The organism is Asticcacaulis sp. P4_H10 (assembly GCF_056400965.1).
Window position 1 is genome coordinate 140456 of sequence record NZ_JBFUKH010000011.1, and the last position, 14748, is coordinate 155203.

Annotated in this window: 13 protein-coding genes and 1 tRNA gene; 9 read left to right on the forward strand and 5 right to left on the reverse strand. The window is 61.3% G+C overall.

Annotated elements, in window-relative coordinates; genetic code table 11:
* Position 1 precedes the first annotated feature (1 nt).
* Both AC1DON_RS20125 and AC1DON_RS20130 read right to left on the reverse strand, forming a co-directional pair.
* A complete protein-coding gene (locus tag AC1DON_RS20125; protein ID WP_476936608.1) occupies positions 2-1921 on the reverse strand; it encodes an alpha/beta hydrolase family protein in 1920 nt (639 codons plus the stop codon).
* Positions 1922-2028: 107 nt separating this feature from the next.
* Positions 2029-2625, reverse strand: a complete 597-nt coding sequence (locus AC1DON_RS20130) for a hypothetical protein (protein ID WP_476936609.1) — start codon at positions 2623-2625, stop codon at positions 2029-2031.
* A gap of 113 nt (positions 2626-2738) precedes the next feature.
* Between AC1DON_RS20130 and AC1DON_RS20135 the strand changes: the two genes are divergently transcribed.
* The gene (locus tag AC1DON_RS20135; RefSeq protein WP_476936610.1) at positions 2739-3188 is read left to right on the forward strand and encodes a MarR family winged helix-turn-helix transcriptional regulator; all 450 of its coding nucleotides are present in this window, start codon (positions 2739-2741) and stop codon (positions 3186-3188) included.
* Positions 3189-3268: 80 nt separating this feature from the next.
* A complete protein-coding gene (locus tag AC1DON_RS20140; protein WP_476936611.1) occupies positions 3269-4219 on the forward strand; it encodes a hypothetical protein in 951 nt (316 codons plus the stop codon).
* A 36-nt stretch (positions 4220-4255) separates the two neighbouring features.
* On the opposite strand, the gene AC1DON_RS20145 is transcribed toward AC1DON_RS20140, so the two are convergent.
* Complete coding sequence (locus AC1DON_RS20145; RefSeq protein ID WP_476936612.1) at positions 4256-5986, reverse strand: sensor histidine kinase; 1731 nt, start codon at positions 5984-5986, stop codon at positions 4256-4258.
* Positions 5987-6396: 410 nt separating this feature from the next.
* On the opposite strand from AC1DON_RS20145, the gene AC1DON_RS20150 reads away from it, so the two are divergent.
* Complete coding sequence (locus tag AC1DON_RS20150) at positions 6397-6819, forward strand: hypothetical protein (protein ID WP_476936613.1); 423 nt, start codon at positions 6397-6399, stop codon at positions 6817-6819.
* Between the two features lie 828 nt (positions 6820-7647).
* The gene (locus tag AC1DON_RS20155) at positions 7648-8190 is read left to right on the forward strand and encodes a YcxB family protein (RefSeq protein ID WP_476936614.1); all 543 of its coding nucleotides are present in this window, start codon (positions 7648-7650) and stop codon (positions 8188-8190) included.
* Between the two features lie 326 nt (positions 8191-8516).
* On the opposite strand, the gene AC1DON_RS20160 is transcribed toward AC1DON_RS20155, so the two are convergent.
* Positions 8517-8607, reverse strand: a tRNA-Ser gene (locus tag AC1DON_RS20160).
* A gap of 57 nt (positions 8608-8664) precedes the next feature.
* Entirely contained in the window at positions 8665-8994 is a 330-nt protein-coding gene (locus AC1DON_RS20165) for a hypothetical protein (RefSeq protein WP_476936615.1), read from the reverse strand.
* 210 nt (positions 8995-9204) lie between these two features.
* Between AC1DON_RS20165 and AC1DON_RS20170 the strand changes: the two genes are divergently transcribed.
* The 5 genes from AC1DON_RS20170 (at position 9205) to AC1DON_RS20190 (ending at position 14706) form a co-directional block, all read left to right on the forward strand.
* On the forward strand, positions 9205-10734 hold the full coding sequence (locus tag AC1DON_RS20170) for an undecaprenyl-phosphate glucose phosphotransferase (RefSeq protein WP_476936616.1): 1530 nt from the start codon (positions 9205-9207) through the stop codon (positions 10732-10734).
* Between the two features lie 62 nt (positions 10735-10796).
* Positions 10797-12248, forward strand: coding sequence for a lipopolysaccharide biosynthesis protein (locus tag AC1DON_RS20175; RefSeq protein WP_476936617.1), 1452 nt, complete (start codon positions 10797-10799; stop codon positions 12246-12248).
* Positions 12245-13168: a glycosyltransferase family 2 protein gene (locus tag AC1DON_RS20180; RefSeq protein WP_476936618.1), complete on the forward strand. Its 924-nt coding sequence runs from the start codon at positions 12245-12247 to the stop codon at positions 13166-13168. Before AC1DON_RS20175 ends, AC1DON_RS20180 begins: the two co-directional genes overlap by 4 nt.
* Positions 13168-13947 carry a polysaccharide deacetylase family protein gene (locus AC1DON_RS20185; RefSeq protein WP_476936619.1) on the forward strand — a complete coding sequence of 260 codons (780 nt, stop codon included), beginning with the start codon at positions 13168-13170 and terminating at the stop codon, positions 13945-13947. Before AC1DON_RS20180 ends, AC1DON_RS20185 begins: the two co-directional genes overlap by 1 nt.
* 117 nt (positions 13948-14064) lie before the next feature.
* The gene (locus AC1DON_RS20190; protein WP_476936620.1) at positions 14065-14706 is read left to right on the forward strand and encodes a helix-turn-helix domain-containing protein; all 642 of its coding nucleotides are present in this window, start codon (positions 14065-14067) and stop codon (positions 14704-14706) included.
* The last annotated feature ends 42 nt before the right edge of the window (positions 14707-14748 follow it).

Genomic DNA, 14748 nt, shown 5'->3' on the forward strand with positions numbered 1-14748 from the left:
CCTAGTTCGTCTTCGCAGCGAACGATTTTGCCACGAATTCGTCGATCGCCTTGAGAATGGCCAGCTTTTGTTCGGCATTGCGGGGGCCGTGCGGCATGAATTTGATCGGCATATAGCTGACCGTCTTGCCGGCCTTCTTCATCGCGTCGTTCATCTTCTCGCTCTGGCGGTAGCTGATGATCGGGTCCGCCTCACCATGGATGAGGAACAGCGGCGCCTTGATGGCGTCGATATGCTTGATCGGCGAGGTCGCGTGGATGATCTTCGCGTCCATCAAAGGCTGGCCGATCACCTCGCGCCAGTATTCGATGGTGTAACCGCCCCACCAGAAGTCGTTGGCGTCTTCCAGTTGCTGGGCCAAGTCCGAGATCCCGGCGCCCGACACGCCGCAGGTATAGGTGTCCGGCGCAAAGGCCAGCGAGGCCTGGGCCAGGTATCCGCCCCACGACCAGCCGACGATGCACACCTTCTTAGGATCGATCAGGCCCTGGGCGTTAAGGTAGCGCACGCCGTCTTCCAGGTCGGTCGTCATCTTGTCGAGGTTCTTGTTGCCGGCGCGTTGGAAAGCGTCCCCGAAGCCCGCTGATCCGCGATACTGCGGCTGAAGCACGACATATCCGCGCGAGGCCAGGTATTGGGCTTCATAGTTGAAGCCATAAACGTCGCGCGCCGCTGGCCCGCCATGCGGCAAGACGATCAACGGCGCATTGGACGGCGTATCCTTGCGCTTCGTCACATAGGCCGGAATATCCAGACCGTCACGCGCCTTGTAGGTCACATAGGTCATTTCCGCCAAAGGCTGGCCTTCGAGTTCAGGGTAATTGACCTCGATCTGGGCCAGATCCTTTGCCTCGGCGCTGTAGTAATAGTAGCTGTCGGGCGCATCCGGCGCCGACACCATCAGCACGACGCTCTTTTCATCCTGTGACACGTCGACAATGCTGACCGTCGCCTTGGGGAAGGCCTTTTCGACAGCCGCCGTGACCTTGAGCCGGTACGGATCGATCCATTCGGTATGGACGCGATCGGTCACCGTGGTAATGCCGATGACACGCCCTGTCCTGTCGAAACGGATGTCCATGTCCTTGTTGGTGCCGGTGCGAAACAGCGTCGTTGCCCCCGTCACAAAGTCGTACTTGTAGATCGCCCCCTCGCCCTTGCTGTAGTCGAACTGGCTCCAGTAAAGGGCGTTTTCAAACTCCGAATAGTCGAAATTGACGTAGTAGAGCTTGTCCTGTTTGGGCAGCCTCAGCGTCTGGACCTTCCCGCCGGGCTCGGCGCGGTAACGGAAGATTATGTTGGTGGCGCCGTAGCTGACCTTGCCGTCCGGCGCGTCGGCCGACATGCGTTCGCGCCCTTTGCTGTCGAAAAAGTGCAGGCTGCCGTCGAGCAGGACCGGGCCGACCTTCCACTTGCCGGTGCGGACTTCGGTCAGGTAGGTTGTCTTGCCGCCGAAGGTGATGACATAGGGTTCCGGCGCATCGACAAAGCGGATGATCGGCATCATGTCGGCGGCTTCGATGGTATCGCCGCCGCGCGCCAGCAGCGGCCGGACGTAGATCGCATCCTTGGTCACGACCATGGGCGAATAGTCCATGACACGGACATAGGTGTTCCGTTCCAGTTCCTGCGACTTTACGTAGACCGCCAGGTAGTCGTTATTGATCCAGTCGACGCCTTCCAGGTCGAGGACGCCGCCGGCCATGGTCTTTTCGCTTTCGTCGGCCAGATCGAGCACGACGACCTGGTTGCCCCGCACCCAGGCCAGGTGCGTGCCGTCCGGCGAAATCTGCGGCGCGCTGGCATAGGCGTCGCGGGTGAAAAATTCCGGCTTGAGCGTTGAGGGAGACGTCTGCGCCGCCACGGGTCCGGCAAACAGCATGACGGCTGCCGCAACTGCCCCAAACACCGAAAATCGCATAATCCCCTCCCCCGAAGCGTTGCGTTCACGATATCCGCATATTGCCGTTTTTTCAACGGCGACAACGGGCCGCAAGATCCGCTGCATTATTCAGGATAATGACAATCTCACCCTGCCTGACGGACGCGCGGCCGGACCAGACCGATCAGCCAGGATAGAACAGCGACGACGACGGCAAACGGTGCCCACAGATAGGTCACGGCATAGACGCAGAACTTGGCGGAGGCGAAACCCGAATAGGGATAGACCAGCCAGTCGGCGAAGCCCTGCGGATCGGCCAGCATGACAAACGACACAGCGTTTTCCAACGCGTCAAAGGCAGGCGCCGTGCAGGCCACGAAGATCATGACGTAGGCTGCGCCCTTCAGCCAGTGCCCGGCCGGCAGGCTGCGGTAGATGGCGGCGGTCAGCGCGAAGAAACCCGCGAGGACGGTTGCCATATAACCATAGTCGGCGATCTGCACCCAGACATAGCGGTCCAGTGTGCCGCGCTCGACCAGGAAAGCGTACCAGGACTTGATCTTGATTGCATCGAAGGCGGTCTGCCCTTCGAAGAACGATACCGGAAACTGCGTAGCGGCGTAGAACTCACCGAGGAGATTCTGGGTTAGTTGGCTTAAGGCCACCAGGGCGATGGCCAACAGCCACCACACGGCAAGCGGAAACCGGGACGCTAGTGACGATACGAAGGATGGCTTTGACATATGTTTCTTTCCTGATTTTTATTCCCAGGAATGTTTAATTATATTCTGAGGAATATTATGTCAAGCTAGGCATGCTATCTTCGCCGGAATCACTTCGCCTACCGGAAAAGCAAATGACCCACCCTGCCCGGGCGCCCCTGATCCAGCGCGGCATCGTTGATTTCATGATCACGACCGACCTGCTGCGCTTCCAACTGGAGACGGCGCTGCGGCCACTTGGCCTCACCCTCACCCAGATGAGCCTGCTCAATCACTTTGCGTGGCAGCCCGAGACGGCCGCCAGCATTACCGAACTGACAAGCGTCATGGCCATCAACCAGCCGGGCGTCACCAAGGCGGTCGCCGGTTTGCTTGAGAAAGGCCTGCTGCGAAAGATCGAGGCCGGCGGCGATGCGCGCGTCAAACGGGTTAAAATTACGGCTGAGGGCCTGGCGGCGCTGGATGCAGCGCGCAAGGCCAGCTACCCGGCTGTCGAAGCCGCCTTTGAGTGCCTGGATGATGCCGAGCTTGGCGCTTTTACCGGCCATCTCAAGAAAATGAAGGCCGTTCTGACGGGTTTATAAGCTTTTAACCCTGTCTGGACACTGCCTCTCAACCCTGTTGCCTTATAACCGGCTTATCAATTTCCGGGCAGAAGGCGCGAATGGAACGGTTGCGGGGCATAAGGATCGGCGCGCTTGTCAGTGCAGCGCTTCTCTGCGCGCTTCCTGCCGGCGCCGGCTCCGATGACCTGACCACCACCGCCGTCAAGCGCTACTTCCTGGCCGAGGCCAATGCCCGCTGCCATCTGCTGGACAGCGCGACCGCCATGGCCGTGACCTCGGGCTATGTCCAGGCGCGCAACACCCTGATCCGTTCAACCGGCGGCATGCAGAGCCTGACGCCCTATCTGGATGAGGCGCGCGCCGCCGCCCAGTCCGTCGCCTGCGATGCGCCGCAACTGCTGAATGAAGCCGCCGCCGCCGCCAATGCCTACCGCACCTTCGCCACCCAAACGCGGCTGAGCCTGCCCGGAGCCCGCGCCGAATGGATCGGCACCCGCGCCCATGGCGAGGACATCGACTGGCGGCTGGCCCAGTATCAATCGAACGCCGACGCCTATCTGGCGCTCGGGCTCTACGGCACGCTGAACGACAATCGCTTTACCGTCATGGCCAATTTCCACGACGGCGAAATGCCTTACGCGGCCCGCCTGATCGTCCGCGACCCGCAGATCGCCACGAACGGCCTGATCGGCCGCACCACCGAGAGCCTGAACAATACGATTCCGCTTGGCTTTGGCTCCGGCGTCCTGACCTACCTGGCCAGCGACAGCCTCGAGACCGAGGCCGAGCTCAAGCCGCGCGTCAAGGCCAATCTATTGGGCGTATCGGCCAGCGGCGCCTATGTCGGCGACCAGGGGCCGGTGTCGGTCAAGCGCTTCGACTTCCCCAGCCGCGCCTGGCGGGCCATCGCCCCGCTCGACCCGCGCGAGGACATTGTCATCGCCTTCGACTTCCGTGATGGCACCAGATACGCGCGCTTCGAAGTCGGTGATTTCATCACCGGCCTCGGCTATGTCCGCATGCCGTCGGTCTACGGCAAACCCTTGTAGGTTTTGCTTGTCGCGCTTCTAAGCCCGAGCGCGCGGCTAACTCTTCGGCGGCCGGACGACAAAATCGCCGAAGTGCCGCAGCGCTTCCGGCGTGGCGTTATAATCCGCCAGAGGATCGGCGGCGCGGGCCAATGGCGCCTGCGGGGGTTCCGCCGCTGTCCGCGCAGCCGGCTCAGCCTCGGGCAGTTCAAGCAACAATTGCTGCGCCACAACGGGCAAGCGTATCGTCACCGTCGTGCCTTCGCCGACATCGGAATGGATCGCGACGGCCCCGCCGTGCAGATGCGTCATCGCCTTGACGATCGACAGGCCAAGGCCCGTTCCCTGCGCCTTCATATCGGCGGCGCCTGCCTGCTCATAAGGCAGGCCCATGCGGTGGACGTCATCGGGTGCGATGCCGATGCCGGTGTCAGCGACGATCAGCGTCACCGCCTCTTCGCCCGGCTCGAGCGTCAACCGGACGTCGCCGCCGCGCGGCGTGAACTTGACGGCGTTCGACAGCAGGTTCAGTGCGATCTGCTTGATGGCGCGCTTGTCGGCCGTGACCGGCACGCCTTGCTGCGGTAACTGGCTGAATATCTCGATGCCCTTGTCGTGCGCCTGTCCGCGCATCAGACGCAGGGCCTGCGAGACCGGCTCGCGGATATCGAAGGTCTCTAACTGCAATTCGTACTTCTGGGCCTCGATCTTCGACATGTCGAGCACGTCGTTGATCATGTCCAGCACATGCTGGCCAGACTCCCAGATCAGTTGGGCATATTCGGCGTATTTCGTCGGCAGTGGCCCGAACATCTGCAGACGCATGATGTCGGAAAAGCCGATAACGGCATTCAGCGGCGTGCGCAGTTCATGGCTCATGCTGGCCAGAAAGCGCGTCTTGCCGTGGCTCGAATGCTCGGCTTCGGCGCGCGCGGCTTCCAGCGCGGCTTCGCGGGCGTGCTGTAATGAACCATCGTAAAGAACGCCATAAAGCCGGTCGTCAGACGCCCGGCGCAACGACAGCAGCAGGTAGTGGTCGAGCGCGGCGTGCGGCATGAAGCCGACATCGGCCCGGCCCCGGGTCAGGGCAGTTTCGATGGCGCCCAGAACGGCCGGACGATCCGGAACATGGACCGCGCCGGTCAGACCGTTCTGCATCAACTGGTTGAGGTCCAGGCCCGGGGGGGCCTCGCCATAGGCCGACTGGACACGCCCGGCTTCATCCACGCTGACAATCAGATGCGGCTGTTCGGTCAGGACCTTGAGCAGGCGCGCCCGCGCCTCCTCGCTGTCGACGGCACGCTCGGTACGCACCCGCAGCGCCGGCAGCAGGCCAATCCCCAGCGCCGTCAGCGTAAGCAATACCGCGATCAGCGACAGCCAGAAACCTTCCTGTTCGTCGGGCATGTGCACCGCCCCCGACAGACTGACCAGGGCGGAGAACAGCCCGGCCATCAGCGACAGAGCCACGCCGAGCGAAATCAAGGAGCGTTGATTGAGGACGATGGCGGCCGCCATGGGCATGGCGACCCAGACAGCCAGCGGTCCGGAGATGCCGCCGGTGATCGACACCGCGGTCAGCGAAGCCAGGCTCCAGCCCCAGAGCAGCACGCGCCGGGTCAAAGGCGTGTCGCGACTCAAAAGCGCAATGGCGCCGATGCCCGGAAAAGCCATGACGACAATCGCCGCCAGGACGAACAATGACGCCGGCAGGAACAAAAGCCCGACCAGTCCCAGCAGCAGGCATCCCGACCAGCCGAGGTGCCAGGCGATCACGGCCGCGCCCACGCCTCCGCCTTCTGGGCGGAATGCGCTCGAATCGTTCGGGAAATAGGACTTAAGCGGCAAGCTGTTGACCTGGTACGTTTGCAAACCCTTGTATTTTACCCGGATTCCCTCGGCTTACGAAAGCTATCGCGCCTCAAGGGAGAATTGTCCCGATCCTGTCGCGGAAACGGTAGGGTTGCGCACACAATCAGTGGCTGTGTCGATACATGGACCGCGATCTGTCTGTCCACAATTTACCCGCGATTTAGCCGCAATTCACCAGCTTCAGAACATATGACTGCGCAGGGACTGGCAAGCTACAGTTTTGAAGAAAAACCTATCCCATAAGCACATTAACGCACTTCAGCGACGTCAATCGTGATCACATGACGCGTGTCAAACTGCGTCATTATGGCAAAAGTTAGCCCAAAATGGGTCAAACCACATCGCTCTCTTATAAGTTTAGGCGCATCAATCCGGAGCTCTGCAAGGCAATCTTCCTGGCGGACGGGCTTATGTCTTACCGGCAATCCAAACCCGTCCGCCCATTTGCACCAGAATGGTACAAGGTTGCCGCTCACAGAGCGAAAATGCCGCAAAACAAGGTGGCCATGGTGCTGATGACAGACATCAGCATAGTGTATGTTCAGGGTTGGAATGTGAAAATGACGTCTATTGTCGAAACCACTCAGGTCGTGGCCGTACTGGCACTCCTGCCGTTTGTTCTGGTGGGTTTGCTTATAATGGAACCGTTTGACCGCATCCGTTTGCGGGTGCCCAAACGGCCGAAGGCGCGCGTAGCGCGGCAGGAGCCTCATCAGCCTCGCCGGACCCTCGAGTCCGAGCTGGCGTAGAACTTGCTGTGTGTCTCCGCACCACCGTGGAGGAAAACAGAAATGACAACGGTACTGGATATTGCGCGCGGCATGGCGCTCCTGCCCCTGGCTCTTGTTCTTGCGCTTTTCTTGGGCGTGCGCGAGATGGTGAGCAAGCGCGGGCAGACGACAGCATAGTCTGATCCGTCAGGGCTTGACCATTCATATCCGTGTTTGAGTGCCCCCTTTCTCGGCCCTGCGGCACGACGGCGGGATTGGCTCCGCTGCGCTCCGCCGAACTCGCGACATGCTTTCGCATGTCACTCGTTTCGAACCCGTGGGTTCGAACACCCGCCGGTTCCGGAATTTAAAAAGCCAGGCATCCCAAGGATGCCTGGCTTTTTAAAATGGCGGAGACGGTGGACTCCCGAAAAATAAACCTTACGCTTTGAATTACATGCATTTTAATAAGATTGCTGCATGGTTTCCCCCAATTCTTCCCTGGCCCGTTTGTGGACTAAGACGCTACGGCGCGCGCATGGAAAACGGGGTTGGGATCGAATTCAGGGACCCAAAGATCCTTACGTCCCCCATACGCGTTTCCGCACATTGGTGCCGCTGCTCAATAGTGACCGGCAGCGGGCGATATTTTTGGCTAGGGGGTCATGATAGACCAAGTTCGGCATACCCAAATTGGCTAACGAGCTGGTGGCCTTCCAGTTCATTAGGCCTCCATAGGCGCGACCGGCCTGACCAGCCAAAGCGCTGACGTTGGGAACGTCTGAGGCTGCTGGACAGTGGTTATCCGGGCAGTTAAGTTCCACTGGTGGGCGAGATACGGTCAAGCTTTGTTAACAGAGGGGGCAGATGCATACCGTGAGTTATCATTTCTCAGTCAACGATCTGGTCGACGCCCGTGGCTACGTTCATAGCAGCATGCCGTTCGTAAAAATGATCAAGCTTGCAATATTTATAGTACTGGCGGGATGCATCTTGGGCGAAGTTTATCTGGCGTTCCATAAGGATTGGAACGGCATGATCAGCTTGGGCGGCTGGTTATTGGTTGACCTGGGACTGGCCATTTGGTCCGTCGTAGGCAATCTTTGGCTGCTGCCGCCTTCGGTACGCAAACAGCTGGCACAGGACAAAAGCCTTCAAGGCGAAAAAGTGGTATCTTGGGACGCCCAGCGTATTGTCTTTAAGGCCGTCCATGGCGAAGTCCGGTGGCCTTGGGGGGACTTCCGTCGATGGCAAGAGAGTCCGGCCGGGCTGTTGCTTTGGCAAAGCGACCGGGCGTACTTCTACCTGCCGAAACGGGTGCTATCCGACGTTCAGATTTCAGACATCCGCGCCTATTTGGTTGAAGCAGTAGGCAGGCCGGGCAAACGGCGCAGCCCCCTATCTGGGTAGTCAGCTATGTGGCTCGGAAGCTAACATAATGCCGGCCAGGCTATCGATTCGCAACGCTTCCCCTACCCCTTCCCCCTACTATGGGCGCGATCAGATAAGAGCAGCAAGGGTAAAATGCGCATCGCTTTGCCCCCCCGGAGGGGTTGCGATCATATAAAGAACAAAGGGGAAATGAAGGTGGCGGAGACGGTGGGATTGGCTACGCTGCGCTCCGCCGAACTCGCGACATGTTCCACATGTCACTCGTTTCGAACCCGGTGGGTGAGAAGCCGCACCGGCCCGGAATTTAAAAAGCCAGGCATCCCAAGGATGCCTGGCTTTTTAAATGGCGGAGACGGTGGGATTCGAACCCACGGTACCCTTTTGGGGTACGCTCATTTAGCAAACGAGTACCTTCGGCCTCTCGGTCACGTCTCCATCCGGGGTTTGCTTAGCCAATTCCGCTTTGAAACGCAACGCCGAAGGCGAAAATGTTCACAGCCCCGGCTTATCCTGCCCGTCCAGTATCCTACGCACATCGCTTTCACCCTGAGCCGCCGCCCAGATAAAGGCCACGACACCGTCGCGGATCTCCTCGCCCTCACCATCGGCGACGCGATAGAGATCAAGCTGTTCCTCAAAGAAGTTGCTTAGCAGGATTTCTGCGCCGTCACCAAACAACGCCTCCGGCGCCAGGGCCAGTGTGATTCCGGTCAGCGCTTTGACGGCATTCAGCCGGTCGACTGCCGCGTGACGATAGCGGTCAAAAATATTGTGAAGCGTCGGCGCAAAGGCCGGTTCGTCGTCCGTTTCGAATGTGCTCACGCGCACCCCATCATGCTGTTGACGTTAGCGTAAGACTACGGTGTCGCGCATAAGAACGGCGTTCGAATTGGCTGTCATTTCCGAAAATTCCGTACCAAACCCCGGAAAAGCCCCAACTCCGCCATAAAAAAGACCGGCTGTTAACCGGCCCCTAAATGCATTCGGTTATGCTGAGGCTCAGGACAGAACGCCCTTAAGAGCAAAACCAGAATGAACGCCGCCGTACCCCCCGACAGGCTCGCCCAAGCCATCCTCGCCGATTCCACAGCTGACGCCGTGCTGCCGAAGACAGGCCGCGACCGTCGCGGCCCCTTCCGTCCCGAAAAGCTTTTATCAGCGCGCCAGCGCGGCGATGGCGACATGTATGTCCGCCTGTTCCGCGCCGTCGACGGCCTGGCGGTACTGGCCGCGACAGCCATATGTGCCGCGACGGTACTGCCCTCGGGCCTGCTGGCCGCGCCGCTTGGCAATGTCCTGCCATTCGTTGCAGGTGTGCTGGTCCTGGCCTGGGCCCTGCCCGCGCTCAGCCTCTATCGCTTTGGCCGCAAGGAAGGCCTGCCGGTCCATCTGGCCCGCCTGGCCGGCGCCTTTGCCGCCGCCTTTATCGCGGCCTGGGCCCTCAGCTTCCTGGCGCCTGATCCGGCCGTCACCGCCCTCCTGCCGGGCTGGGTTGGACTGGCCCTGGCCGTCGTCGCCGGCCTGCACATCGTCTGGTGGAGCTTCATCCAGCGCTGGCGCCGCCTCGGCAAGCTCACGCCATCGATCGTCATCGTCGGCGCCACCAAGCACGCCCACAAGCTGATCGAAGCGGCCAAGGCCGAAGGCGACGTCAATGTGCTCGGCATCTTCGACGACCGCCTGGCGCGCAATCCGGACGCCATTGCGGGCGTGCCGGTGCTGGGTGACGTCCAGTCGCTGCTGGGTCACAAGATCACACCTTACGTCGACCAGATTGTCGTCGCGCTCGACACCACCGCCCGCACCCGCGTCCGTGCCATAGTCGAAAAGCTGCGCGCCCTGCCCAACGAAGTCGCCCTCTTCGTCGATGTCGAGACCGAAAAAGACGTCAAGACCGCCTGGTCGCGCGTCGCCGACATGCCACTGGCGCGCGTTTCTGGCGTCGCCAGTGACAGCCGCAAGGCCCTGGTCAAGCGCATCGCCGACCTCATTATCGGCACGGTCGCGCTGATTGTCTTCTCGCCTATCATGCTGGCCGTCGCCATCATGATCAAGATGGACAGCCCCGGCCCGATCTTCTTCCGCCAGCGCCGCCACGGCTTTAACAACGAAGCCATCATGGTCTGGAAGTTCCGGTCGATGTACACCCACCTGACCGACCACACCGCGTCCCAGCAGGTGACCAGGGGCGACCCGCGTGTCACCAAAATCGGCCGTTTTATCCGCAAGACCTCGATCGACGAATTGCCGCAACTGTTCAATGTGCTGATGGGCGAAATGTCGCTGGTCGGCCCCCGCCCTCACGCCATCGGCATGAAGACGGGCTCTGAGGAAAGCGCGCAACTGGTCGCCGAATACGCCTGGCGCCACCGCATGAAGCCGGGCGTCACCGGCTGGGCCGCCATCCACGGTTCGCGCGGTCCGATGGACTCGGCCGAAGACGTCAAACGCCGCATCGCGCTCGATGTCGAATATATTGAGCGCCAGTCGCTGTGGCTTGACCTGCGCATCATGGCCATGACAATTCCCTGCCTGCTTGGCGACGCCAAGACGGTGCGTTGATTATGCCGAATGCCCTGCCCGCCGACCCGCAGGCAGGCCCGTAATCAAGGACAGTTTCGTAAATGTTTTTCAGAGGCTTATGGGGATATCTCCCTGCGAATATCCTGCAGGGTGTCGTCGGTTTCGCGACCCTCATGGTCTTTACGCGCCTGCTGACGCCCGAACAGTACGGCCAGTATGCCCTGGCCTTCGGCATCACCACCCTGGCCCAGACGATCTTTTTCACCTGGATCGAAGCCGCCATGGCGCGCTTCTATGTCTCGGAATCGCGCGACAATCCCGACGCCCCGCAACTCTATGGCACGCTGTGGCGACTCTATGCCTGGGTGTTCGCGGCCTTCGCCGTTCTCTGCGCCGTCGGCCTGTGGATGTGGCCGGGCAATGGCGCGCTTAAACTCGCCATCGGCTTCGGCCTGGCGACGACCGTGTTCAAATCGCTGATCAAGGCCGTGCAGGAGCAGCGCCGCGCCGAAGGCCGCGTTGGCCAGGCATCGATGATCGACATGGCCCAGACGGCCGGCGGTTTCGCTATCGGCGTCATCTGCGCCTTCGCTGGCCTCGGCGGCGGATCCCCCGTACTCGGTGTCGGCCTGATCGCGCTTCTGACCCTGCCCCTGTTTGCCCGCGAAGACCTCGGCCGGGCGATGCGCGGCACCTTCGATCCTGTCCGCGCCCGCGCCTATGCCCAGTACGGCATTCCGGTATCGCTCAGCCTGATCCTGACGCTCGCGCTCTATACGGTCGACCGCTTTCTCATTGCCGGCTTCCTCAATGAGGCCGAGGCCGGCGCCTATCATGCCGGCTATAGCCTGGCCTCGCGCATCCTCGACGTCCTGTTCATCTGGCTGGGCGCCGCGGGTGGCCCCGCCATGGTCCACGCCCTGGAAACCGGCGGCGCGGCCGCCTTGCGCGACAATGCCCGTCAGCAGATCAAGACCATGGCCTTTGTTATGTTCCCGGCCACCGCCGGCCTGATCATGGTCGCCCCCGCCTTCGGCACGCTGATGATCGGCGAGGCCCTGCGTCAGGACGCGCTCAGCGTCACCGCCCTGATCAGCCTCGGCGCGCTCTTCTCGGGTCTCAACAGCTATTACTTCCTGCAGGCCTTTACCCTGGCCAAGAGCACACGCCTGCTGGTTGCCGCCATGGCGGTGCCGGCGGTCAGCAATATCGCGCTCAACCTCCTGCTTATCCCAGGCATGGGGCTGACCGGCGCGGCGCTTGCCAGCACGCTCAGCTTCGGGCTCGGCATTGTCGCCTCGTGGCTGCTTGGCCACAAGGCGCTGGCCCTGCCCATGCCGTGGCTCGATCTGTTCATGACCGCCGCCTGCGCCCTGTTCATGATGGCCGTGGTCTCGCTGATCCCGACGACGGGTCAGCCGATCGACCTGATCACACAGTCGGCCTGCGGTGGCATCGTGTATGCCGGCCTGGCGTGGCTGCTCAATCTCAACAATGTCCGGGACCTCTCGGCGCGCGTCTACCAAAGGCTGAGAGAAAGGGTTGCCGCATGACCGAGGCCTCGCCCTTCCACAATGCCGCATTTGAAACGGCGGCACCACGCCTGTCGGTGCTGATCCCGTTCTATAACGAAAGCCCGCTGGCGCTTTTACAGGCGCTCCAGACGCGCGATCCCCATGAGATCGAGGTCATACTGATCGACGACGGCTCACGCCGCCCCGATATCACCGCCGAAATCCGGACCTTCATCGATGCTTCGCCGCTGGCCTGCGAACTGATCACCCTGATCCAGAACCAGGGCCGGTCGCGCGGCCGCAATCGCCTCACTGAGGCGGCGCGCGGTGAATACTTCCTATTCCTCGATTCCGACATGCTGCCGGACTCTGCCGGCTTTCTCGACACCTGGCTTGATACCGCCCGCCGTGGCGCGGCCGTCGTCTTCGGCGGCTTTTCACTCGATCAGGCGCCGGCCGATCCGGCTTTCGATGTTCATCGCGCCCTGGCCGGTCACAGCGATTGCCTGAACGCCGCCGACCGCGCCCTGATGCCAGAAAAATACGTCTTTACCTCCAACCTGCTGATCCGCCGTGATGTCTTCGCCGCCGAAGGCCTGGACCCGGAATTCACCGGCTGGGGCTGGGAGGACGTCGAATGGGCTATGCGCGTCGCCGGCCGCTTCCCGGTCGAGCATATCGACAATACCGCCACCCATATGGGCCTCGACCGCCCCGAAACCCTGGCGCGCAAGTACGAACAATCGGTCGGCAATTTCGCCCGGGTGATCAAAAAGCATCCCCAGGTCGTGTCGCAATATGCCAGCTATAAGGCGGCGAAACTTCTGAAGTTCGTCCCGCTGCTTTCGGTCGCGCGTTCGGTTCTCAAGGCCGCCGCACTCAACAGCGCCCTGCCTGCCCGCCTGCGCGCCGGTGCGCTTCGCGTCTATCGCGCCGCCCTTTATGCACAGGTGGTCTGATGGAGCCCTATAGCGCCGACCGCTCGCTGTATGGGAAACTGCGCCGCCGCCTTGCCAGGCTGATGACGACGAAACCTGCGCGCCTGAATGGCCTGGTCCAGCCGCTGCTGACCATAAGCTTCGACGACGCACCCGTGTCCGCCGCCCATGAAGGCGCCGCCATCCTGGAACGCCACGGCGTACGCGGCACCTATTTCATATCGGCGGGGCTCAGCGGCCAGGAAAGCCATCTCGGCCGCTACACCGAAGGCGCCGACATCCAGGCGCTGGCCAAGTCCGGCCACGAAATCGCCTGCCATACCCTGAGCCATCTCGACTGCGGCCGCGCCAGCGGCCCCGCGATCACCGCCGAGCTTGATCGCAACCGCGAAGCACTGCTGCGGCTTGGCGTCCCCGCCCCGCGTACCTTTGCCTATCCCTATGGCGATGTCTCGCCGGCGGCGAAAACGGCACTCGATAATCGCTTTATCGCCTCACGCGCCCTGCACCACGGCCTGATCACCACCGGCACCGACCTCAACCAGGCGCCGGCCGTCGGCATCGAAGGGGAAGATGGCGAAGCTGTCGCGCACCAGTGGCTGGATCGCGCCACCGCCACGCCCGACAGCTGGCTGATTCTCTACACACATGATGTCCGCGAAACACCGTCGAGCTGGGGCTGCACGCCGCAGGTTCTCGAACGGCTGGTGCGCGATGCCGTGGCAAAGGGCTTTGAAATCGTCACTTTTGAAGACGGCGCCCGTCGCGCGCTGGACGCCGGTACCGCCCGGGCCGCCTGATCTGTCGTCATAGATACATTAGTATATGCACGCCGAAGTCGCGCATAATATCGATTGCACCTCTGGCTACCCTTGTTAACATGGCACCGAGTTGAGTGAGAGGGGGATTCCTCGCCCATGTCCGCCGTCGAGACATTGTCAAAGCGCCAAAAAGAGATTCTGCGCCTGGCTGCCCGCCAGTACCAGGCGAAAGAAATCGCGCGCATCCTGAAAATCAGCGAGCACACGGTCAAGACGCATGTCGACGAAGCCCGGCGGCGGCTGAATGCACCGACCATGCGCGACGCCGCGCAAACGCTTGTGTCATACGAAGCGCAAATAGATCAAACGCCTCAGGGGGGACCCCCGACGGAGGTGATAGCGGAGCCCAAAAAAACGGAGCAAATTCCGCAACATGACCGAGCAAACCTTATCAAATCAACACGTCATGATGATCAGCTGGAACCAACTGGAGACAGTCCTGAAAATGATGGCGGCCTCAGTGAAACAACCGCACGTGACGGACGCAGTCGCGGGGATACAGCACCATTACCGGACGGATGGACCGGAAAAGGCGCTGTTCAACCTGGTGACAGCCGTAGCGTGGCTAACGGACGATGGGACTGGGTCAGCGGACGGCTGAAAAGCCTGACGATCGTACAATGCCTGATCTTCATCATTGGCGGCACCGCAGTTCTGGGATTTGCCGTTACCCTGATGATTATCACGGCCATGACGATGGTGCAGGCCATTCATAATATAACCGGCCAACCCTATTAGCCGTTTAGGGGTTGGCAAACCAACCTTTTTACCTGGCGGGAA